This is a genomic window from Allobosea sp. OK403 (assembly GCF_900113835.1).
In the GTDB taxonomy this organism is placed as follows: domain Bacteria; phylum Pseudomonadota; class Alphaproteobacteria; order Rhizobiales; family Beijerinckiaceae; genus Allobosea.
On sequence record NZ_FOQV01000008.1, the window covers coordinates 111,981 to 132,698 of the forward strand.

Annotated in this window: 15 protein-coding genes; 9 read left to right on the top strand and 6 right to left on the bottom strand. The window is 66.2% G+C overall.

Going from position 1 to position 20,718, the window contains the following annotated elements; translation table 11 throughout:
• Window positions 1-97 precede the first annotated feature (97 nt).
• Entirely contained in the window at window positions 98-790 is a 693-nt protein-coding gene (locus BMZ97_RS31625; RefSeq protein ID WP_244546554.1) for a DUF930 domain-containing protein, read from the top strand.
• A 15-nt stretch (window positions 791-805) separates the two neighbouring features.
• Here the strand turns inward: BMZ97_RS31625 and mutT are convergent, their stop codons facing one another.
• From mutT to BMZ97_RS22710, 3 genes are all read right to left on the bottom strand, one after another.
• Complete coding sequence (mutT, locus tag BMZ97_RS22700; RefSeq protein ID WP_092175396.1) at window positions 806-1,222, bottom strand: 8-oxo-dGTP diphosphatase MutT; 417 nt, start codon at window positions 1,220-1,222, stop codon at window positions 806-808.
• Between the two features lie 206 nt (window positions 1,223-1,428).
• Window positions 1,429-2,679, bottom strand: coding sequence for a bifunctional glutamate N-acetyltransferase/amino-acid acetyltransferase ArgJ (gene argJ / locus BMZ97_RS22705; protein WP_092175032.1), 1,251 nt, complete (start codon window positions 2,677-2,679; stop codon window positions 1,429-1,431).
• Between the two features lie 114 nt (window positions 2,680-2,793).
• The gene (locus tag BMZ97_RS22710) at window positions 2,794-3,642 is read right to left on the bottom strand and encodes a peptidylprolyl isomerase (protein WP_092175035.1); all 849 of its coding nucleotides are present in this window, start codon (window positions 3,640-3,642) and stop codon (window positions 2,794-2,796) included.
• A 376-nt stretch (window positions 3,643-4,018) separates the two neighbouring features.
• On the opposite strand from BMZ97_RS22710, the gene secA reads away from it, so the two are divergent.
• Window positions 4,019-6,799 carry a preprotein translocase subunit SecA gene (secA, locus tag BMZ97_RS22715; protein WP_092175038.1) on the top strand — a complete coding sequence of 927 codons (2,781 nt, stop codon included), beginning with the start codon at window positions 4,019-4,021 and terminating at the stop codon, window positions 6,797-6,799.
• Between the two features lie 86 nt (window positions 6,800-6,885).
• On the opposite strand, the gene BMZ97_RS22720 is transcribed toward secA, so the two are convergent.
• On the bottom strand, window positions 6,886-7,158 hold the full coding sequence (locus tag BMZ97_RS22720; protein WP_139221290.1) for a hypothetical protein: 273 nt from the start codon (window positions 7,156-7,158) through the stop codon (window positions 6,886-6,888).
• Between the two features lie 146 nt (window positions 7,159-7,304).
• Here BMZ97_RS22720 and BMZ97_RS22725 point away from each other — a divergent pair, with 146 nt between their 5' ends.
• The 3 genes from BMZ97_RS22725 (at window position 7,305) to serA (ending at window position 10,098) form a co-directional block, all read left to right on the top strand.
• Window positions 7,305-8,285, top strand: a complete 981-nt coding sequence (locus BMZ97_RS22725; RefSeq protein WP_092175044.1) for an SPFH domain-containing protein — start codon at window positions 7,305-7,307, stop codon at window positions 8,283-8,285.
• A gap of 8 nt (window positions 8,286-8,293) precedes the next feature.
• The gene (locus BMZ97_RS22730; RefSeq protein ID WP_092175046.1) at window positions 8,294-8,743 is read left to right on the top strand and encodes an NfeD family protein; all 450 of its coding nucleotides are present in this window, start codon (window positions 8,294-8,296) and stop codon (window positions 8,741-8,743) included.
• Window positions 8,744-8,841: 98 nt separating this feature from the next.
• On the top strand, window positions 8,842-10,098 hold the full coding sequence (serA, locus tag BMZ97_RS22735; protein WP_092175049.1) for a phosphoglycerate dehydrogenase: 1,257 nt from the start codon (window positions 8,842-8,844) through the stop codon (window positions 10,096-10,098).
• A 110-nt stretch (window positions 10,099-10,208) separates the two neighbouring features.
• Here serA and BMZ97_RS22740 read toward each other — a convergent pair whose 3' ends face one another.
• Window positions 10,209-11,183: a KpsF/GutQ family sugar-phosphate isomerase gene (locus BMZ97_RS22740; protein ID WP_092175052.1), complete on the bottom strand. Its 975-nt coding sequence runs from the start codon at window positions 11,181-11,183 to the stop codon at window positions 10,209-10,211.
• 155 nt (window positions 11,184-11,338) lie between these two features.
• Here BMZ97_RS22740 and BMZ97_RS22745 point away from each other — a divergent pair, with 155 nt between their 5' ends.
• Entirely contained in the window at window positions 11,339-12,862 is a 1,524-nt protein-coding gene (locus BMZ97_RS22745) for an outer membrane beta-barrel protein (protein WP_175525679.1), read from the top strand.
• Window positions 12,863-12,972: 110 nt separating this feature from the next.
• On the opposite strand, the gene BMZ97_RS22750 is transcribed toward BMZ97_RS22745, so the two are convergent.
• A complete protein-coding gene (locus tag BMZ97_RS22750; RefSeq protein WP_244546563.1) occupies window positions 12,973-14,808 on the bottom strand; it encodes a M3 family oligoendopeptidase in 1,836 nt (611 codons plus the stop codon).
• A 233-nt stretch (window positions 14,809-15,041) separates the two neighbouring features.
• Between BMZ97_RS22750 and BMZ97_RS22755 the strand changes: the two genes are divergently transcribed.
• The 3 genes from BMZ97_RS22755 to BMZ97_RS22765 all read left to right on the top strand — a co-directional run bounded on the left by BMZ97_RS22755 (window position 15,042) and on the right by BMZ97_RS22765 (window position 20,642).
• Window positions 15,042-16,535 (top strand): sigma-54-dependent transcriptional regulator, encoded by a 1,494-nt coding sequence (locus BMZ97_RS22755; protein WP_092175060.1) that lies wholly within the window; start codon window positions 15,042-15,044, stop codon window positions 16,533-16,535.
• A gap of 312 nt (window positions 16,536-16,847) precedes the next feature.
• The gene (locus BMZ97_RS22760) at window positions 16,848-18,656 is read left to right on the top strand and encodes a L,D-transpeptidase scaffold domain-containing protein (RefSeq protein ID WP_175525680.1); all 1,809 of its coding nucleotides are present in this window, start codon (window positions 16,848-16,850) and stop codon (window positions 18,654-18,656) included.
• Between the two features lie 180 nt (window positions 18,657-18,836).
• Complete coding sequence (locus tag BMZ97_RS22765; protein ID WP_092175065.1) at window positions 18,837-20,642, top strand: peptidoglycan L,D-endopeptidase MepK; 1,806 nt, start codon at window positions 18,837-18,839, stop codon at window positions 20,640-20,642.
• Window positions 20,643-20,718 lie beyond the last annotated feature (76 nt).

Below are 20,718 nucleotides of genomic sequence, written 5' to 3' on the forward strand. Positions count from 1 at the left end.
GTCTTGCCTCCTGCCGCACGGCAACCCACGGAGCTGTCCGGTGAGATCTAGCCCTTTCTCCGTCTTGGTGAGTGTCCCAGCTATGGCAGGCTGAACCGTGCCGGTATGGGCGCTCGCGCAGATCAGGCCTCCGTCGCAGGGCGTATCCGTTTCGCTCCTGCTGCATCTGGTGCTGTTATCGCTGCTCGGGCTGGCGGCCCTGCGTCCCAGGGAGGAGATCGTCCCTCACCCGGAAAGCGGCGTCGATGTCGAGCTGCTGAGCTCTCCGCAATTCGAGGCGATGATCCGGCCGAAGCCTGCGGAGGAGGCGCCAAAGCCGCTACCGTCAGCGCCGCCGCAAACGGCTCCGGAGAGGGGCGCGCCTGTGGTTCCGCCGGCGAGCGAGCTACCGCTCGAATCCGGCGCGATGATCAAGGCCTCCCGGCTCATGGCGGCGGCTGCCCTCGCCAATCCCCTCAGCCGACAGGCGCGAGAAGCCCTTCCCCATCTCGCCGAGGAGGAGCGTGTCGAGCAGCTTTGCGGGCTGGAGGCGATGAGCCAGATCCATGCCTGGAAGGCCGAATTCCAGCCTGACAGGCTGGTCGCCTATGCCATGGCCGGCACGAAACTTTCCGGCCGTGAGCTCCTCGCTGAGGGTGCGGCTTTCCGCAGCAAGCAGCACTGGTACGCACTGCGCTTCAAATGTGGGTTCACGCCCGACCGAAAGCAGGTCGTGGCCTTCGAATTCCGCGTCGGTGATGCGGTCCCGCGCGCGCAGTGGGAGATGCGCGGCCTGCCGGCGATCCATTGAGGCGAATGGGTGGCCTCAAGCCCCCAGCAGGTCGATCAGATGCGGGATCAGGGGTTCGTCGGCCGGTGGCATCGCCAGTTGGCTGAGCTTGCCGGCGCGGACCCATTTCAGGGCCTGGCCCTCGCGCGAGATGGCCGTGCCTTCCCAGCGCCGGCAGATATAGAGCGGCATCAGCAGGTGGAAGTCCGGATAGGCATAGCTCGCAAAGGTCAAGGGCGCGAGGCAGGCCTCTTTTACGGTGATACCGAGCTCTTCCGAGAGCTCGCGGATCAGCGCGGGTTCGGGCCGTTCGCCGGCCTCCAGCTTGCCGCCGGGGAACTCCCACAGGCCCGCCAGCGCCTTGCCTTCGGGGCGTTGCGCGACAAGGACGCGGTTGTCGGAATCGATCAGGGCGCAGGCGACGACGAGGAGGAGTTTCACGCGGGTGTCAATGTCCGGAGAGGATGAGGTGGACGGGTCTGTCTCCTTACCCGTCACACTCACGATGTCATAGACCGCGTCGCCTTCGTGCAAGAGCGAAGTCTCGTCGCCCCAGATCGCCTGATTGCCTCTGATCAGCTGGTGAAATACTCACCCGGCGCGGGGCTCTCGAAGGCGAAGCGGCCTCCGGCCAAGGGCCGGGCGAGCGCCCGTTTCACTCAGGAGCGATAGTCACCATTGATCTCGACATAGGCCTTGGTCAGATCGCAGGTCCAGACCGTGGACTTGCCCCGGCCCAGTCCGAGATCGGTGGTGATGACGATGTGCTCGCCGGTCATGTAGGCTGAGACCGCCTGCTCGTCATAGGATGGGGCGCGCGCGCCCTGCCGGGCGACCATGATGTCGCCGAAGGAGATGTCGAGCTTGTCGCGATCGGCGGGCTCGCCGGCCTTGCCGACGGCCATGACGATGCGGCCCCAATTGGCGTCCTCGCCGGCGATGGCGGTCTTGACCAACGGGGAATTGGCGATCGAGAGCGCGACCCGCTTGGCCGAGCGCGCGGAGGTCGCTCCCGCGACGCGGATCTCGACGAATTTGCGCGCGCCCTCGCCGTCCTTGCAGACGAGATGGGCGAGCTCGAGCAGCAGCGAATTCAGCGCGCGCTTGAAGCCGGAGAGGCGGGCATCGTTGACCTGGGTGATCGCAGGCACGCCGCGCTCGGCCGCCTTGCCCGTGGCGAAGAGCATCAGCGTGTCGGAAGTCGAGGTGTCGCTGTCGACCGTGACCGCGTTGAACGAGCCTTTCACGCCCTTGGAGAGCAGCGCCTGCAGGACGGGTGCGGCTACGGGTGCGTCGGTGAAGACGAAGGAGAGCATGGTCGCCATGTCGGGCGCGATCATGCCGGCGCCCTTGGCGATCCCGGCCAGCACGACCTCCTTGCCGTCGATCTTGGCCTTGCGGGAGAGCGCCTTGGGGAAGGTGTCCGTGGTCATGATCGCCCGGGCGGCGTCGATCCAGGGGCCATCCGCGGCGCGCCTGGCGCAGTCGCTCAGCACGCCCTCGAATTTGGTCGCGTCGAGCGGCTCGCCGATCACGCCCGTCGAGGCGATGAAGACTTCCGAGGGCTTGCAGCCGGCAGCCTTGGCGGCGATCTCGGCGGTGAGCTTGACCGAGTCGCGACCTTTGAGCCCGGTGAAAGCGTTGGCGTTGCCGGAATTGACCACGATCGCGCGGGCCGAGCCTTGCGCCAGATTCTCGCGGCACCAGTCGACCGGGGCGGAGGGGCATTTCGAGCGAGTGAAGACGCCCGCGGCTTGCGTGCCCTGGTCGAGCAGCATCAGCACGACATCGGTGCGGCCCTTGTAGCGGATGCCCGCCTCGGCGGTCGCGAAGCGCACGCCCGGCACGGCCGGGACCTTGGGCTGGCGCTTGGGCGCGAGCGGGGAAACGGGGACATCCTTGCCGGCCATCGAAGCACCTCCAGATCGAGGAAGCCCATGTGCCGCAGGCCGATGACGAAAACAAGAAGGGCGGCGCATGCGCCGCCCTTCTTTAGTCTCTTGGATGATCGTGGCCGAAGCCTCTCAGGGCTTCTTCGGCTCAGCCGCAGGAGCAGGCGTGGCAGCGGCGGGCTGGTCCAGCCGCTCGACCTTGGCCTTCTCGCGCAGCGCCAGCACGATGTCCTGCTGGGCCTTGCGCTCGAGATACTGGTCGATCTGCGGCTTGACGGCGGCGAAGTCCGGGGTCGGCTTGGTGCGGCGGTCTTCGAGCTTGATGACATGCCAGCCGAACTGGCTCTTCACCGGGTCGGAAATCTGGCCCTTCTGAAGCTTGAAGGCGGCTTCGGCGAATTCTGGCACCATGCGCTCCTTGCTGAACCAGCCGAGATCGCCGCCTTCCTTGCCGGAGCCGGGATCCTTGGAGAGTTCGGCGGCGACCTTGGCGAAATCCTCGCCCTTCTTGACGCGCTCGGCGGCCGTCTTGGCCTGAGCCTCGTCCTCGACCAGGATATGGCGCGCGTGGATCTCTTCCTCGGGCGGCAATGCCTTGACGGTGTCGTCGAACAGCTTCTTGGCGGCTTCCGGGGTCGCGGCCTTCTTGGCCTCGCGCTGGAGATATTCGTCGAGCAGCACCTTGTCGCGGTTATAGGCGAGGCGGGCGGCGAAATCGGGACCTTCGGCGACCTTGGCGTCGGTGGCGGCCTTGGCGCCGAGCTTGAGATCGACGAGATAATTCACCACCTCGTCGCGCTTGCGCTCCTCGGGAACCTGCGCGAGCCTCTCGCCGAGATCCTCCGTCGCCAGCGCGACGTCGCGCTCGGTGATGGCGATGCCGTTGACCTTGGCCACGATCTTATCGGCCTGGGCCAGCGCAGCGGGCGTCGCGGCGAGCACGAAACCGAGAGATATCATGGCGAGACGTGACAGCGTCATCGGGTCAAACCTTCCGCAAGCAGCAAAAACCGGTCATTTGCGCTGCACTGCCAGTTGAACGCGGCAAAGGCAAGGCAGCTGCGCCGTTTCAAGCTTTCACAGGGCGATGCTTTGCCGGCCTTTGCGTGGCTTGCGCAGTTCGATCGCGCGGCTCCCTTGGAACCGCGCGACAAAAACCCCACATCGGTTGCGAATTCCTCCGCTGGCCAAGGCTCGCGCTTGGTGCAAACAAGGCTCGCACTTGGTGCAAAGCGGTGCTGGACCCCGCCCGCGCACGCGTCTAAACACGCGGTCGAATTGAGAATTATCGGGCTTTCGCCCGCGCGCGGGTCACCGCGGACGCAAGGCGAAAGCTGCACTATCGAAAGGCCCAACAATGCTTGGCGCGCTCGCAAAGAAACTCTTCGGCTCGTCGAATGATCGGCGGGTCAAGGGCTATGGCCCTCGTGTCGCAGCGATCAATGCGCTCGAAAACGAGATCGCCGCGCTCAGCGACGAGGCCCTGCAGGCGCGCACCGCCGAGTTCCGCCAGCAGCTCGCCAATGGCGCCAAGCTCGACGATCTCCTGGTGCCGGCCTTCGCCACTGTGCGCGAAGCGGCCAAGCGCGTGCTCGGCCAGCGGCCCTATGACGTCCAGCTCATCGGCGGCATGGTGCTGCATGAGGGTGCCATCGCCGAGATGAAGACCGGCGAAGGCAAGACGCTGGTGGCGACCCTGCCGACCTATCTCAACGCGCTCGAAGGCAAGGGCGTGCATGTCGTCACGGTCAACGACTACCTTGCCCGCCGCGACGCGGAATGGATGGCCAAACTCTACAATTTCCTCGGCCTGTCCGTCGGCATCATCGTCCACGGCATCGACGATGAAGAGCGCCAGCGCGCCTATGCCAGCGACATCACCTACGGCACCAACAACGAATTCGGCTTCGACTACCTGCGCGACAACATGAAATACGACGTCGCGCAGATGTCCCAGCGTGGCCACCATTTCGCGATCGTCGACGAGGTCGACTCGATCCTGGTCGACGAGGCGCGCACGCCGCTGATCATCTCCGGCCCGCTCGACGACAAATCCGATCTCTATGTCGCGATCGACAAGATCCTGCCGGGCTTGGTGGCCGGGGATTTCGAGGTCGACGAGAAGCAGCGCGCCGTCTCGCTGACGGAAGCCGGCAACGAGCATATCGAGGAGCTGCTGCGTGAAGCCGACCTGCTGAAGGAGGGCGATCTCTACGACGCCCAGAACGTCACCCTGGTCCATCACGTCAACCAGGGCCTGCGGGCGCATTCGCTGTTCCAGCGCGACAAGGACTATATCGTCCGCAATGACGAGGTCGTCATCATCGACGAGTTCACCGGCCGCATGATGCCGGGCCGGCGCTATTCGGAAGGCCTGCACCAGGCGCTCGAAGCCAAGGAGCACGTCACCGTCCAGCCCGAGAACGCGACGCTGGCCTCGATCACCTTCCAGAATTATTTCCGGCTCTATTCCAAGCTCGCCGGCATGACCGGCACGGCTTCGACCGAGGCCGACGAGTTCTTCGAGATCTACAAGCTCGAAGTGGTCGAGATCCCGACCAACGTCCCGGTCGCCCGCAAGGACGAGGATGACGAGGTCTACCGCACCTTCGGGGAGAAGGTCCGCGGCGTCATCCGCGAGATCAAGGCGGCGCAGGAGAGCGGCCAGCCCATGCTGGTGGGCACGACCTCGATCGAGCGCTCGGAGCTCGTCGCCGAGATGCTGGCGAAGGAAGGCTTCAAGCAGATCGATTTCAGCGACCCCAGTGGGCTGGAGCCGATCTACGCCGCGGCCCGCGCCGGCAAGCCCTCGAAGGCTTTCGCCGTGCTGAACGCCCGCTTCCACGAGCTGGAGGCCTATATCGTGGCGCAGGCCGGCGTGCCCGGCGCCATCACCATCGCCACCAACATGGCCGGCCGCGGCACCGACATCCAGCTCGGCGGCAATGCCGAGATGCGCATCAATCACGATCTCGCCGGCATGGCGGAGGGGCCGGAGCGGGAGGCCGAGGCGAACCGCATCCGCGCCGAGGTGATCGACTTCAAGCAGCGCGTGATCAAGGCGGGCGGGCTCTACATCGTCGGCACCGAGCGCCATGAGAGCCGCCGCATTGACAACCAGCTGCGGGGCCGCGCCGGTCGCCAGGGCGATCCGGGCCGGTCAAAATTCTTCCTGTCGCTGCAGGACGACCTGATGCGCATCTTCGGCTCCGACCGGATGGACGGCATGCTGCAGAAGCTCGGCCTCAAGGAGGACGAGGCGATCGTCCATCCCTGGATCAACAAGGCGGTCGAGAAGGCTCAGGGCAAGGTCGAGGCGCGCAACTTCGACGTCCGCAAGAACATCCTGAAATACGACGACGTCATGAACTCCCAGCGCAAGGTCGTGTTCGAGCAGCGCCGCGACTTCATGCGCCAGCCGACCGTGCGCGAAACCATCGACGACATGCGCCAGGGCGTCGCCGAGGATCTCGTCAGCCGTCATATCCCCGAGGAGGCCTATCCGGAGCAGTGGGACACCGCCGCGCTCAAGGAAGGTGTGATGCAGTTCCTCAATCTCGATCTGCCGATCGAGGATTGGGCGAAGGAAGAGGGCATCGCCGACACCGAATTGCGCGAGCGCATCCGCAAGATCGCCGACGAGGATTACGCGGCCCGCATCGAACGCAACACCGAAGAGGTGATGACCTATGTCGAGAAGCAGGTGCTGCTGCAGACGCTCGACCATCTCTGGCGCGAGCATCTCGTCACGCTCGACCACCTGCGCCAGGTCATCGGCTGGCGCGGCTATGCCCAGCGCGACCCTCTGAACGAGTACAAGCAGGAAGCCTTCGAGCTGTACGACTCGCTGACCGACCGCCTGCGCGAACAGGTCACCGGCAATCTGATGCGCATCGAGGTGCGGTTCGACGCGCCTGAGGAACCGGGCAGCCTGCCGCCGCAGGATGAAGCCGGTTCCGGCTTCGGCGGCGGCGATTACGGCAGCACGGGCCTGCAATATGCGGCGATCGAGGGCGACATCGCGGTGCTCGACCGCAACCCGACCGACCCCGCAAGCTGGGGCAAGGTCGGCCGCAACGAGGCCTGCCCCTGCGGCTCCGGCAAGAAGTACAAGCACTGCCACGGCCAGTTCGTCTGAGGGCAAAGGCGCTGGAAGCCCTTCTCCCGCTAGGGGAGAAGGGAAGAAGGCGTCGCGTCATTCTCGGCCTTCGGAAACGCTGGCGGCTATTTCCGCTTCTCCTCGCAGATGTTCATCCTGTGAGAATCGCCGGAGAGCTGGCATCTGAAGCCGCATTCGTAGTCGCCGCCCCGGCTGGTCTGGATCAGCTTCATCCGCTCGATCGCGGCATCGCGGCAGTAGCTGAAGGTCTTGAAGCGCGGCGTCACGTCGAATTGGGCGCGGTTGCTCTGATCGGGATAGACGATCGCGGCCCATTCGCCGGGGCTGTCGTCGCATCCGGTCAGCAAGAGCAAAACCACGATTAGGGAAGGTCTCATTCTGATCCCTCCGGTTTCGTCTAAAAATAGCACGCTCCAGCTTAGCAGAGCAGCCCAGCGAGGGCGCCCTTGCATCAGCCCGTCGCAATCGTCAGGTTGTTGATCGCGACGCGAAATGCGCGCACTGCCTGGGGAGGACTGACGGGATGGTTGTAATGACGGGCGCGAACATCGCCATCCTTCTCCTTGTCGGTATCGTCATCCTCGGGCTTGCGCTCGGCGTGCGCACCGTGCCGCAGGGCTACAACTATACTGTCGAGCGCTTCGGCCGCTATTCACGCACGCTCAGCGCGGGGCTCGGGCTGATCGTGCCTTTTTTCGACCGCATCGGCCACAAGGTGAATGTCATGGAGCAGGTGCTCGACATTCCCTCGCAGGAGGCGATCACCAAGGACAATGCCGGCGTGCGCATTGACGCCGCTGCCTTCTACCAGGTGCTCGACGCCGCCAAGGCCAGCTACGAGGTCTCCTCGCTCGGCCAGGCGCTGATGATCCTGACCATGACCAATATCCGCACCGTGGTCGGCTCGATGGACCTCGACCAGTTGCTCTCGCATCGCGACGAGATCAATGAGCGTTTGCTGCGCGTCATGGATGCTGCCGCCTCGCCCTGGGGCGTCAAGGTCACGCGCATCGAGATCCGCGATATCCTGCCGCCGGCCGACATCGCCGGCGCGATGAACCGGCAGATGAAGGCGGAGCGCGAGAAGCGCGCCGCCGTGCTGGAGGCGGAGGGCCTGAGGCAGGCCGAGATCCTCAAGGCCGAGGGCCAGAAGCAGTCGCAGATCCTCGCCGCCGAGGGCCGCAAGGAAGCCGCCTTCCGCGACGCCGAGGCGCGCGAGCGCTCGGCCCAGGCCGAAGCCTCCGCGACAGCGATGGTCTCGGAGGCGATCAGCAAGGGCGACATCCAGGCCGCGAACTTCCTCATCGCCGAGCGCTACACCGACGCGCTGAAGGCAATCGCCTCCGCGCATAACAGCAAGGTGGTGATCGTGCCGATCGAGGCCGCCGCGCTCGCAGGGACGGTCGGCGGCATCGCGCAACTGACCCGCGCGGTCTTCGGCGAGGAGGCGGTCGAGACGCGCCGCGTCGGTTCGGTCCCGCCGTCCGGCCGCACGAACGGGTGAGGCCGGTCATGCTGCTGGACTGGTTTTCCTCGCTTGGCGGCTGGGCTTGGGTCGTGCTCGGCCTCGTGCTGATCGGCGGTGAATTGCTGGCGCCGGGCGTGTTCCTGATCTGGCTCGGCCTCGCCGCGCTGCTGACGGGCGTCGTCGTCGGGCTTTTGGGCATCGGCTGGCAAAGCGCGGCGCTGGTTTTCGCCGTGCTCTGCGTCGCCAGCGTGCTCACTGGGCGGCGCCTGACGCGGCGCAAGGGCGAGGAGCCCGACGCTGCGACGGGTCTCAATGATCGCGGCCGCCAGCTCATCGGCAAGGTTTTCCGATTGGAGGCGACGATGACCGGCGGCGAGGGCCGCATCCGCGTCGGCGATTCCTCCTGGCGCGTCACCGGCCCGGAATTGCTAGCGGGCAGCGAAATCAAGGTGGTGCGGGTCGAGGGCGCGACGCTCGTCGTCGAGAAGGCCTGAGGCCGCGACGGTTTCGCGCGCCCGGCAGGCAAAGAATCGGGTTGTCCGGTGCGCTGGCGGGTCTATAGCGAACGCTCCGTCGTCAGCCCGATCGTTCCATGACACTCCGCACGCAACGCCTGTCCCTCTCCAAGGACCGCATCAAGGTCCTGCTTCTGGAGGGCATCAATGATTCCGCCGCCGATCTGATGGTCCAGGCCGGCTATACCAATATGGTCCGCCTGCCCAAGGCGCTCGACCATGACGCGCTGCTCAAGGCCGTCGAGGGCGTGCATGTGCTCGGCATCCGCTCGCGTACGCAGCTCACGGAGCCGGTCTTCGCCCAGGCGAGCCGGCTCTTCGCGGTCGGCTGCTTTTCCGTCGGCACCAATCAGGTCGATCTGCAGGCGGCGCGCGGGCGCGGCGTGCCGGTCTTCAACGCGCCTTTCTCCAACACCCGCAGCGTCGCCGAACTGACGATCGGCGAGATCGTCATGCTGCTGCGCAAGATCACCGACCGTTCGGTCTCGGCCCATACGGGCGGCTGGGACAAATCCGCGAACGGCTCCTTCGAGGTGCGCGGCAAGGTGCTGGGCATCGTCGGCTACGGCAATATCGGCAGCCAGCTCTCGACGCTCGCCGAGGCGATGGGCATGCGGGTGATCTATTTCGATCAGACCGACCGCCTGCGCCACGGCAACACCGAACCGGTCGACAGCCTGGCCGAATTGCTCGGCAACTCCGACATCGTCTCGCTGCATGTTCCGGAGACGCCGGCGACGGCAGGCATGATCGGGGCCGAGCAGATCGCGCAGATGCGGCCGGGCAGCTACCTCATCAACAATTCGCGCGGCACGGTGGTCGATCTCGAGGCGCTGGCCGTGGCTCTGCGCGAGGGGCGGCTTGCGGGCGCGGCCGTCGACGTCTTCCCGGTCGAGCCCGCCTCCAATGCCGAGCGCTTCGTCTCGCCGCTGCAGGGCCTGGCCAATGTCATCCTCACCCCTCATGTCGGTGGCTCGACCGAGGAGGCGCAGGAGCGCATCGGCGCCGAAGTCGCGCGCAAGCTCGTCGACTATTCCGACATCGGCTCGACCGTCGGCGCGGTGAATTTCCCGCAGGTCCAGCTCACGCCGCGCCCCGCCGGCACGCGCTTCATCCATGTCCAGCGCAATGTGCCGGGCATGCTGCGGCGCCTGAACGACGTCTTCGCCGCCCGCGAAGTCAACATCTCCGCGCAGAACTACCAGACCGATGGCGAGGTCGGTTATGTCGTGATGGAGGCCGACAGCGTCGGCCCCGAGGCGCGCGACATCCTGCGCGAGATCGCGGCGCTCGACGGCACGATCAGGGCAAGGCTTTTGTATCAGCGGGCGTGAACTACGCAGCTCCCGTCATTGCGAGGAGCGTAGCGACGAAGCAATCCAGGGGGCGTAGCGCTCAACGAGACTGGATTGCTTCGCTGCGCTCGCAATGACGGCGAGGGGGGCTACGCCACGCCCAGTGTCAGCAGGTCGTGGACATGGACGAGCCCGACCGGCTTGTCCTCGCCATCGGCGACGATCAGCGCGGTGATGCGCAGGCGGTTGACCGTCTCCAGCGCCTCGACCGCCAGTGCGTCGGGCGCGATGCGGCGCGGATTTTGCGTCATCACGTCACGGGCGCGGCGCGCGGTGACGTTGCCCGAGGTCAGTTTGCGGCGCAGATCGCCATCGGTGACCACGCCTGCCAGCCGGCCGTCGAGGTCGACGACGATGGCGCAGCCGAACCCCTTGGCCGAGATCATCTCGACCACGTCGGCGACGGCGGCGTCGAGGCCGACGCGCGGCAGCGCCTCGCCGCGATGCATGATGCTCTCGACCGTCTTGAGCTGTGCGCCGAGCTTGCCGCCGGGGTGGTAGACGAAGAAATCCTGGCGCGAGAAGCCGCGCGCCTCCAGCAGGGCGACGGCGAGTGCGTCGCCCAGCGCCATCTGCATCGTCGTCGATGTGGTCGGCGCCAGCCCATTCGGGCAGGCCTCTGCCGCCTTGGGCAGGATCAACGCGATATCGGCCTCGCGCCCGAGCGCGCTGTCGGCATTTGAGGTCAGGCCGATCAGGCCGACCCGGAAGCGCCGGGTATGGCCGACGATGGCGGCGAGCTCCGCCGTCTCGCCCGACCAGGACAGCGCGATCACGACATCCTCGGGCTGGACCATGCCGAGATCGCCATGGCTGGCTTCGGCCGGATGGACGAAGTGCGCGGGCGTTCCGGTCGAGGCCAGGGTCGCTGCGATCTTGCGCCCGACATGGCCGGATTTGCCCATGCCGGTGACGACGACGCGGCCGCTGGCGGTGCGGATCAGCTCCACGGCCGCCGCGAAGGGCTGGCCCAGCCCATTGGCGAGCGCCTCGTGAAGCGTGTCGAGCCCGGAGCGCTCGGTTGCGATGGTGCGAAGCGCAGAAGCGCGGATGTCGGCCGTCATGAGCGGCGCTCTAGCACGAGGAACGGCCGTCGCGCCACCATTCCTCGCCGCGCCGACCGGTGCATTGACGCGCCATTAACCCTCTTCGTTCTAACTCTCTTAACCATGCGCGCCATGCCGGCGCGCCCGCCTCTGTCTGGAGCGAGAGCCTCCGCGTGTCCCGTCGCGTCATCATTCTGCTGTCGGGTGTCACCGCGACCAGCCTCGTGCTCGCCACGGCTGGCGTGCAGGCGCAGACGCGCGCGACGGGCTTGCGAACCGGGACGCCTGCCTATGTCGCGCAGGAGGTGCCCGCTGCGTCATCGCCCTCAGGCTTTCCGGGCACACCGAGCGGCGTCGCCGACCCCGCCGCCGTGATCCAGGATCAGAATTCGGTGGTGTCGCGCAAGGCGCCGCCGCGTGCGAGCCGGCCGGTGCAGGCGCGTGGCCTGCGCGGCGTCACGCAGCGCCAGTTCCGTGCGCCGCAGCGCATCGTCACCGGCCTGCCGCCGGCCCCCGAGCCGCCGCCGCCACGCCGGCGCAAGACGGCCGTCGAAGAGGATCCCTACGCACCGCTCGGCCTGCGGCTCGGCAACATCACGCTGAGGCCGGGCTTCACCAATTCGATCGGCTATGACACCAATCCGGAGCGGGTCAGCGGTTCCGCGCGCAACAGCTCGCCATTCGCCCGTTATGAGGGCGATCTCGCCATCCAGTCGGACTGGAACACCAACGAGCTGAAGGGCTCGCTGCGCGCCGGCTATTCCGATTATTTCCGCGACAGGAATGCCTCGCGCCCCGATGGCGAGGGCAAGCTCGATCTGCGGTTGGACGCGACGCGCGACACCCGCATCCTGCTCGAGAGCCGGTTCAATCTGGACACGCAGCGCCCGGGCTCGCCCGATCTCACGGCTTCCGTGACCGGGCGGCCTTTGGTCTATCAATACGGCGCCTCTGCCGGCGTGACCCATGACATGAACCGGCTGCAGTTGACGCTGCGCGGCTCGGTCGACCGCAGCGACTATGAGGACGCCAAGCTCACCAGCGGAACGACGCTCAGCCAGAAGGACCGCAACCAGACGCAATATGGCGTCAGGTTGCGCGCCGCCTATGAGCTGACGCCGGGCTTCAAGCCGTTCATCCAGGGCGAGATCGACACGCGGCAATTCGACCAGGCCGTCGATTCCTCAGGCTATCAGCGCTCCTCCAACGGCCTGACGGGGCGGGTCGGCTCGACCTTCGAGCTGAGCCGGCTGGTCACGGGCGAGGTCTCGGCCGGCTATCAGGACCGGGCCTATGACGACGACCGCTTGAAGAACCTGCGCGGCTTCGTCGGCGACGCCGCGATCCTGTGGTCGCCGACGCCGTTGACGACGGTGACCCTGCGCGGCACCTCGGAGCTCGGCGACACCACCATCGCCGGCTCGTCGGGAACGACGGCGAGGCGCGTCTCGCTCGAAATCGCGCATGCGCTGCGCCGCAACCTGACCCTCACCGGCTTCGCCAAATTCGGCCGCACCGAATATGACGGGCAGGGCCTGCGCGAGGACTTGTCCAGCATCGGCGCCCGCGTCGAGTACAAGCTGACCCGGACCTTCTCGGTGCGCGCGAGCTTCACCCATGAGCGCCTGAACTCGACCACCCGGGGCTCGGACTACACCGCCAATGTCGCGCAGGTGGGGCTGAGGGTACAGTTCTGAGGCAGGCAGTCGACAATGGGCAGTCGGCAGTCGGAAGAAAACGAGCGACTTGCCTCCGACTGCCAACTGCCTATTGCCGACTGCCCATCCAAGCGGCGTAGCCGCGAGCCCTACTCCATCCCTTCCAGCTCGATGATCATCCCCTCGATCATCTTCAGCCCGATTTGCCAGAAGGCGGGATCGCGCGCGTCGAGGCCGAAGGGCGCGAGCAGTTCGGAATGATGCTTGGTGCCGCCGGCCGAGAGCAGGGCGAAATAGCGCTCCTGGAAGCCCTCCGCCGCGTTCTGGTAGACGCCGTAGAGCGAGTTCACCAGGCAATCGCCGAAGGCATAGGCGTAGACGTAGAAGGGCGAATGGATGAAGTGCGGGATGTAGCACCAGAACGGCTCGTAGCCTGATCCCAGCCTGATCGCCGGCCCCAGGCTCTCGGCCTGCACGCTCATCCAGAGTTCGCAGAGATTCTCTGCCGTCAGCTCGCCACCCTTGCGCGCCTCATGAACCTTGCGCTCGAAGGAGTAGAAGGCGATCTGTCGCACGACCGTGTTGATCATGTCCTCGACCTTGGCCGCCAGCATCGCCTTGCGCTGCTTTGCGTCCTTGGTGCCGTCGAGCAGGCGGCGGAAGGTCAGCATCTCCCCGAAGACGCTGGCGGTCTCGGCCAGCGTCAATGGTGTCGGCGCCATCAATGCGCCATTGGGGCCGGCCAGCACCTGATGGACGCCATGGCCGAGCTCATGGGCCAGCGTCATCACGTCGCGCGGCTTGCCCTGATAGTTCACGAGCACATAGGGATGCGCCGAGGGCACGGTCGGGTGAGCAAACGCGCCCGGCGCCTTGCCGGGGCGGGCCGGCGCGTCGATCCAATGTTCGTCGAAGAAGCGCCGCGCGATGCCGGCCATCTCGGGCGAGAAGGCGTGATAGGCGTCGAGCACGGTGTCGCGCGCTTCGGTCCAGGGAATGGTACGCTGCTCGACCTGCGGCAGCGGCGCGTTGCGGTCCCAGAAATCGAGTTGTTCGCGGCCGAACCATTTGGCTTTGAGCTTGTAGTAGCGATGCGACAGGCGCGGATAGGCCTCGCGCACGGCTGAGACCAGCGCATCGACCACCTCGCGTTCGACGCGATTGGCCAGATGGCGGGAATCCGCGACATCCTCGAATTTGCGCCAGCGGTCGGAAATCTCCTTGTCCTTGGCGAGCGTGTTGGTGATCAGCGCGAAGGTGCGCAATTGACCGCGGAAGACCTCGCTCAGCGCTTCGGCCGCGGCCTTGCGGACTGCGCCATCGGCATCCTGCAGCTTGTTCAGCGTCAGTTCGAGCGTCAATTCCTCGCCGTCGAGCTTGAAGCGCAGCGAGGCGATGGTCTCGTCGAAGAGCCGGTTCCAGGCCGCTTGCCCGGTCATCGACTTCTCGTGGAACAACTCCTCGATCCGGTCTTCGAGCTGGTGCGGCTTGTCCTTGGCGAGGTCGTCGAGCCAGGGCTTCCAATGCGAAAGCGGCGCCTGGCCCGAGATGCCCGCCATCAGCGCGGGCTCGATCCGGTTCAGCTCCAGTTCGAAGAAGAGCAATTCCGTCACGGCCGCGTTCAGGCGGTCCTGGGTGTCGCCATAGAATTTCGCGCGCTGCGGGTCGGTGGTGTCGCCGGAATAGATCAGGCCGGCATAAGCGCCGATTCGCCCAAGCAGATCGCTGAGCGTCTCATAACCGGCGACCGCCTCGGCCAGCACGGTCGCGGCGTCCTCGCGCTGGGCGAGCGGGCCGAGCTTGCCGCGATAGAGCTCGGCGAAGCGCTGTGATTCGGTCAAAGCGCGTTCGAGATCGGCCTTGAAGGCGGGCGAATCCATTGCCGGGTAGAGATGGCTCAGATCCCATTCCGGCAACGTGCCCAGTGCCTTGGCGCTGCGCGCCGAGCGCTCGGCAGCTGTGGCGAAAGCGGCGGGCTCGAGCATCCCTGTCACGGCGAAATTCATCTCTGCAACACCTCGCTGGCCCGATAGGCCTTCCCCACTCATATGCGCGGAGCGGCGTTTGCGATCAACGCCGGAGCGCCGGGCAGAGGTGGTTTGACGCAGGCTGTGGCGCTTAAGCGCCGCTTAACCGTTCTGGCCGAGGATGACCCAGAACGGAACAGCCGATTCCGTCTCGCGATGTCGTTTTCGCACTGCCTGGCCTTCGAGGTTTCATGTCCGCCACCGTTCTCGTCGTCGACGACGATCCCGTCCAGCGCCGTCTGCTCGACGCGATGCTGAAGCGTTTTGGTTACGATGTGGTCGTCGTCGAGAGCGGCAGCGAGGCGATCAATCTGCTTGGCCATGGTGAGGGCGAGAGGTTCGATGCCGTGGTGCTCGATCTCGTCATGCCGGAGCTCGACGGCATGGGCGTGCTCGCGGCGTTGCGCGAGCGCGGCATCGAGACGCCGGTCATCGTGCAGACGGCGCATAGCTCGATCGAGACCGTCGTCTCGGCGATACGCGCCGGCGCGGTCGATTTCGTGGTCAAGCCGGTCGGCGCGGAACGCCTGCAGATATCGCTCAAGAACGCGCTGAAGCTGGGCGCGCTCGAACATGAACTGCGTCACATCAAGCGGCGCGTCTCCGGCACGCTCGGTTTCCGCGACCTCGCCACCAAGAGTGCCGATATGGCGCGGGTGGTGCGTCTGGCCGAGCGCGCCGCCAAATCCAACATCCCGATCCTGGTCGAGGGTGAATCGGGTGTCGGCAAGGAGGTGCTGGCGCGCGCGATCCAGGGCACCAGCGATCGCAAGGGCAAGCCTTTCGTCACGGTGAACTGCGGCGCGATCCCGCATAATCTCGTCGAATCGATCCTGTTCGGCCATGAGAAGGGCGCGTTCACCGGCGCGACCGAGCGCCATATCGGCAAATTCGTCGAGGCCAACGGCGGCACGCTCTTCCTCGACGAGGTCGGTGAATTGCCGCTCGACGCGCAGGTCAAATTGTTGCGCGCCATCCAGGAGGGCGAGGTCGACCCTGTCGGCGCCAAGAAGTCGGTGCGCGTCGATATCCGCATCATCTCCGCGACCAATAAAAGCCTGCTGGACCAGGTGAAGCAGGGCGAGTTCCGCGAGGATCTCTATTACCGCCTCAATGTCTTCCCGATCACGCTGCCGCCCTTGCGCCAGCGCCGCGAGGATATCGCCGATCTGGCGCGCGGCTTCCTGGCGCGCTTCGCCGCCGAGGAAGGCAAGAAGCTGCGCGGGCTCAGTGCCGAGGCGCTTGGGCTGATCAGCGGCTATGACTGGCCGGGCAATGTCCGCCAGCTCGAGAACGCGATGTTCCGCGCGGTGGTCCTGGCCGATGGCGACGAATTGACCGTGGCCGAGTTCCCACAGATCGCGGCCCAGATGGAGGGCTTCGACGTCCGCATCCCGCCGGTGTCGGCCTCGCTGATGCGCCAGGACATGCGCAATGATACGCCGCGTATCATCCAGATGCCGGTGCGCGATCCCAATTCGCTCGAACTCGTCGCGGGGTCCGACATGCGCAAACTCGACGATCTCGAGCGCGAGATCATCAAATTCGCGCTGGCTCATTATCGCGGTCACATGTCGGAGATCTCGCGCAAGCTCGGCATCGGCCGCTCGACGCTCTATCGCAAGCTCAAGGACTACGGGTTGATCGAGAACGAGTCCGGCGCTGAAGGCGAGGATGCGGCCTGACGCATGCGGCGCAACCGAAGCTCCGTATTCGCGTATGGCGGGGCCGGTTTGCGCCGAGGTCACACCAAAAATTTAAAGCCGATCGGCACTGTCTGAATAGCGGAGGCTGTTGCGCCGCCGCATCTTGTCCAAATCCGCTGACTCACGCAGAAGCGGTGAGATCTCGGCGAACATTCGAGGATAGCGAGCATGCGTCGTCGCCACTGGGCGGGCTTGGGTTCAGCCTCGGTTCTGGCGCTTGCGCTGGGGCTGACGGCAGCAAGCGCGCAAGCGCCTTCTGCCCAGGCGCCTTCTACCCAAGCGCCTTCTGCCATGGACCCCACGCTCGGCATCGCGTTGCCGGAGCAGCCGGCCCTGGTCATCCTGCGCGACGAGCGGCCGGCCGAGGCCTCGCGTGAAGAGCCGGGCATGGTGACGGGAACGGTGGCTCCCTCAGTGGTGCCGCAGAACAATCTCGTGACGTCCGAGCCGCAGCCTACGCCTGCGACGACGCCTGGGGTCGATGACCGTCCCGCAGCGCTCGCTATCCCTGCTTCGGATATTCCTGCCACCAACATCCCGGCCGTCGATCTGCCGCCGCTCGATCCGGCGTTGTCGCCGCCCGAGCCGCTGCGCTCGGCTGCGCCCAGCGAGGTCACGATTCCCCCGCCGGACCTGCCCAAGGTCGTGGTCGAATTGCCCTCCAGTTCCGGTCTTGCCGGTGATATCGCGGCGCGCATGGCCGAGGGGCTGGCGCTGCCGCGCCTGGCCGAACGTGAGCGCAACGAGATTCTGGCCGCCTATCAGGCGCAGGAGAACCGGCCGCTCTGGATCGACGGCAAGGGCTGGAGCGAGGCCGCCAAGCACCTCGTCGCCCAGCTCGGCCGGGCTGCTGAGGACGGGCTGAGGCCGACCGATTATCCGCTGCCGGTGTTCGAGGCGAGCGATAAGGGCAAGCTCGCGGAAGCCGATGTCAGGCTCTCGGCATTGGCCGTGCTCTATGCTCGCGACGCGCGTGGCGGCCGCATCGATCCGCGCCGCCTGTCGAAGCTGATCACGCCGACGCTCTATCTGCCCTCGGCTACCGAGGTGCTGTCGGAACTGACGGCGGTGCAGGATCCAGGCGCTGCGCTGGCTGCCTATAATCCGCCGCATGAGCAGTATCGCCGTCTCAAGGCCAAGCTCGCCGAGTTGCGCGAGCATCTCGATGATACGCCGCTGGTGCGCATTCCGGCTGGTCCGCCGCTGAAGCTCGGCATGCGCGACGAGCGCGTGCCGCTGGTGCGGGCGCGGCTGGGCCTTGGCCCGTCAGAGGAGCCGGTTTTCGACCATTCTACCGCGCTGGCGCTTGCCGATTTCCAGAAGAAGGCCGGGCTGCCGGCCAATGGCGTGCTCAGCGAGCGCACGCTGGCTGCGCTGGGTACCCCGGCGACCGCGCGTGGCGAGCAGGACATCATCGCCCAGATGGAGCGCTGGCGCTGGCTGCCGCCCGATCTCGGCGAGAGCCACATCATCGTCAATGTGCCGGAGTTCATGGTCCGCGTCGTGCGCGACGGCAAGGTGGTGCACCAGACCCGTGCCATTGTCGGCAAGCCCGATACGGCTACGCCGATCTTCTCGCACAAGATGGACCACGTCATCGTGAATCCGTCCTGGAACGTGCCGCCCTCGATCCTGAAGAAGGAGTTCCTGCCGGGACTCGCTGCCGATCCGAACTATGCCGCCAAGCGCGGCTATGTGGTGACGCGGCACGGCAACAACATCTCCGTCCGCCAGCCCCCGGGCGAGCGCAATGCGCTCGGCTGGATCAAGTTCATGTTCCCCAACGACCATGCCGTCTATCTGCACGACACGCCGAACCGCCGCCTTTTCGCCAGCGAGCGTCGCGCCTTCAGCCATGGCTGCGTGCGCGTCGACAATCCCTTCCTGCTGGCGGATCAGGTGCTCGGGCCGGACTGGTCGCATGAACGGCTGAAGCGCCTGATCGGCTCGGGCGAGCGCATGATCAAGCTGCCACAGCCATTACCGATCCATCTGGTCTACAATACCTATGTCGTAGGCGCCGACGGCCATATGACGGTTTTCGACGATCTCTACGGCTTTCACCGGCTCGTCCGGCAGGCGCTGGAGCAGCGCAGCTGAACCCACCCGGCGGGCTGGGCACGGTTTCGCCACGTTCCGCCGTTAGCGGAATTCGGCGGAAAAGTTGAGGTATGGCAATTGCCGGTCTAGTAACCTTGGATTAACTCTTCTCCGCAACTGTTCGTTCACGTTCATCGCGCCGCGTCAGGCGTGCACCGAGACGGGTCAAGCAGATTGGGCATGTCTACCGCCACGCGTTCGAGACGGCTTTCGGTGCTGCCGAAGCCGGTCTTCCGCCAGTTTTTGGCGCTGAGCGTGGCGGCCACGGCTCTGATGTTCGGCGTGCGCGGTACGCAGGATGCCGTCGCCAATGGCGACACGCGCACCATCACCATCACGCATATGCATACCAAGGAGGAGACGACCGTCACCTTCAAGCGTGACGGCCGCTATGATTCTGCGGCGCTGGAGAAGCTGAACTGGGCGCTGCGCGACTGGCGCACCGATGAGCCGATCCGGATGGACCCGCGCCTGTTCGACCTTGCCTGGGAGGTACAGCGGGCGGTCGGTTCCCAGGAATCCTTCCACGTCGTCTCGGCCTATCGCTCGCCGGGCACCAATTCGATGTTGCGCCGGCGCTCACGCGCTGTCGCGAAGAACAGCCAGCACATGCTCGGCAAGGCGATGGATTTTTATCTGCCGGATACGCCCACGGCGAAGATCCGCGAGGCCGGCATGCAGTTGCAACGCGGCGGCGTCGGCTTTTATCCTGGCGCGCATACGCCCTTCGTCCATCTCGATGCCGGCTCGGTCCGCTCCTGGCCGCGCATGACGCGCGACCAATTGGTGCGATTGTTCCCGGACGAGAAGACAGTGCATCTGCCGGCCGATGGCCATCCTCTCGCGGGCTATGAGCTGGCCAAGGCCGATGTGCTGGCGCGTGGCGGCTCGGTCGCCGGTTACGCAACTGCCGATTCCGATGAAGGCGCGGTGATCTCGTCGGGCCGCAAGAGCCTATGGGCTGCCCTTTTCGGTGGCGATGACGAGGAGGCGGATGCGCGCCCGACGCGCGGTCGCGGCAATTCGCCAAAACCCCAGCCGACCGTCATGGCCTATGCCGCACCGGCCCGGGATGACAGCAATTCCAATGATGGCGGACGCTTCGCCGTCTCGGTGCCGGCTCCCGCTCCGGAAGCGGCAGCCCGCACGGTCGTGCGCGAGCGCTCCGAGCGGCTGGCGCCGAGAATCGTCGAGCCACAGCCGGCGCAGGCCGTCGCCATGGCGCCTGCCGCGGCGTCGGCACCGCCGGCCGACGACAAGCGGCCGAGACTGATCGACGCGCCGCTTCCGCTGGCGCGACCGCGCGGCCTGACCATGCCGCTGCAGCCCGGCGATTCGATCCAGGTCGCAGCCTTGCCAGCCTCCGGCGGTGCGCTCGCCTTCGCCCCGCAAGGCGCGGCTACAGAGGATCAGAAGCTTGTCCTGGCTTCGCTGCCGCCGCGCCGGCCCGACCAGATGGTTTCGCTGATCGAGGCCGTGGTGGAAGGCAAGCCGATGAACGCACCTTTGCCGCCGACCCGTCCCGCTGCCTTCGCCAATCTGGTGCTCGCGGATCTGCGCGGCGGGGCAGGAGCTTCCGCCGAGACGCCGGAGGTTCAGCCAGTTGGGCGTCTGGTCACGATCACGCATCCGCTGCCGCCTGGCCGCCCGCGCGAGGACGGTTTCGCGCTGGCCTCGGTGCCATCCGTCAGCCGGCATGCGCCGAGCCCGGCTCCGACCCCGATCGTCGCTCAATATGATGCCGACCGGACGGGGCTCGATTCGCTCTTCGCGACGGCTGCGCGCAGCCCGGCCACCGCTGGCAAGGCGGTCACGGTCGCCACCGCCCGCACCAAAGCCGGGCCAGCCAACAATGTCGAACCGATTCAGGCTCCGGGACCGGCAGCCTCTCTCGGCTTCAGCCATGCCGAGCCGAGCGACGCCAAGACGGGCTCGTTCAGCGGCCCGGCGGTGCGGCCGCTGCCGACGAATTTCGTCCAGAACTGAGCGCAGTTGGTTTTGACGGCCGTCTGACGCGGTTGTCTGCGCTTCCGGTGCTCACGGACTTCAGTCCGCTCCGCTC

Bases quoted from the DNA above. Each gene is read 5' to 3' on its own strand.
- BMZ97_RS22755 (WP_092175060.1), top strand. From the start codon at position 15,042: ATGTCCGCCACCGTTCTCGTCGTCGACGACGATCCCGTCCAGCGCCGT.
- BMZ97_RS22765 (WP_092175065.1), top strand. From the start codon at position 18,837: ATGTCTACCGCCACGCGTTCGAGACGGCTTTCGGTGCTGCCGAAGCCG.
- BMZ97_RS22760 (WP_175525680.1), top strand. From the start codon at position 16,848: ATGGACCCCACGCTCGGCATCGCGTTGCCGGAGCAGCCGGCCCTGGTC.
- BMZ97_RS22730 (WP_092175046.1), top strand. From the start codon at position 8,294: ATGCTGCTGGACTGGTTTTCCTCGCTTGGCGGCTGGGCTTGGGTCGTG.
- BMZ97_RS22720 (WP_139221290.1), bottom strand. From the start codon at position 7,158: ATGAGACCTTCCCTAATCGTGGTTTTGCTCTTGCTGACCGGATGCGAC.
- serA (WP_092175049.1), top strand. From the start codon at position 8,842: ATGACACTCCGCACGCAACGCCTGTCCCTCTCCAAGGACCGCATCAAG.
- argJ (WP_092175032.1), bottom strand. From the start codon at position 2,679: ATGGCCGGCAAGGATGTCCCCGTTTCCCCGCTCGCGCCCAAGCGCCAG.
- BMZ97_RS22740 (WP_092175052.1), bottom strand. From the start codon at position 11,183: ATGACGGCCGACATCCGCGCTTCTGCGCTTCGCACCATCGCAACCGAG.
- BMZ97_RS22710 (WP_092175035.1), bottom strand. From the start codon at position 3,642: ATGACGCTGTCACGTCTCGCCATGATATCTCTCGGTTTCGTGCTCGCC.
- BMZ97_RS22725 (WP_092175044.1), top strand. From the start codon at position 7,305: ATGGTTGTAATGACGGGCGCGAACATCGCCATCCTTCTCCTTGTCGGT.
- BMZ97_RS22750 (WP_244546563.1), bottom strand. From the start codon at position 14,808: ATGCTCGAGCCCGCCGCTTTCGCCACAGCTGCCGAGCGCTCGGCGCGC.
- secA (WP_092175038.1), top strand. From the start codon at position 4,019: ATGCTTGGCGCGCTCGCAAAGAAACTCTTCGGCTCGTCGAATGATCGG.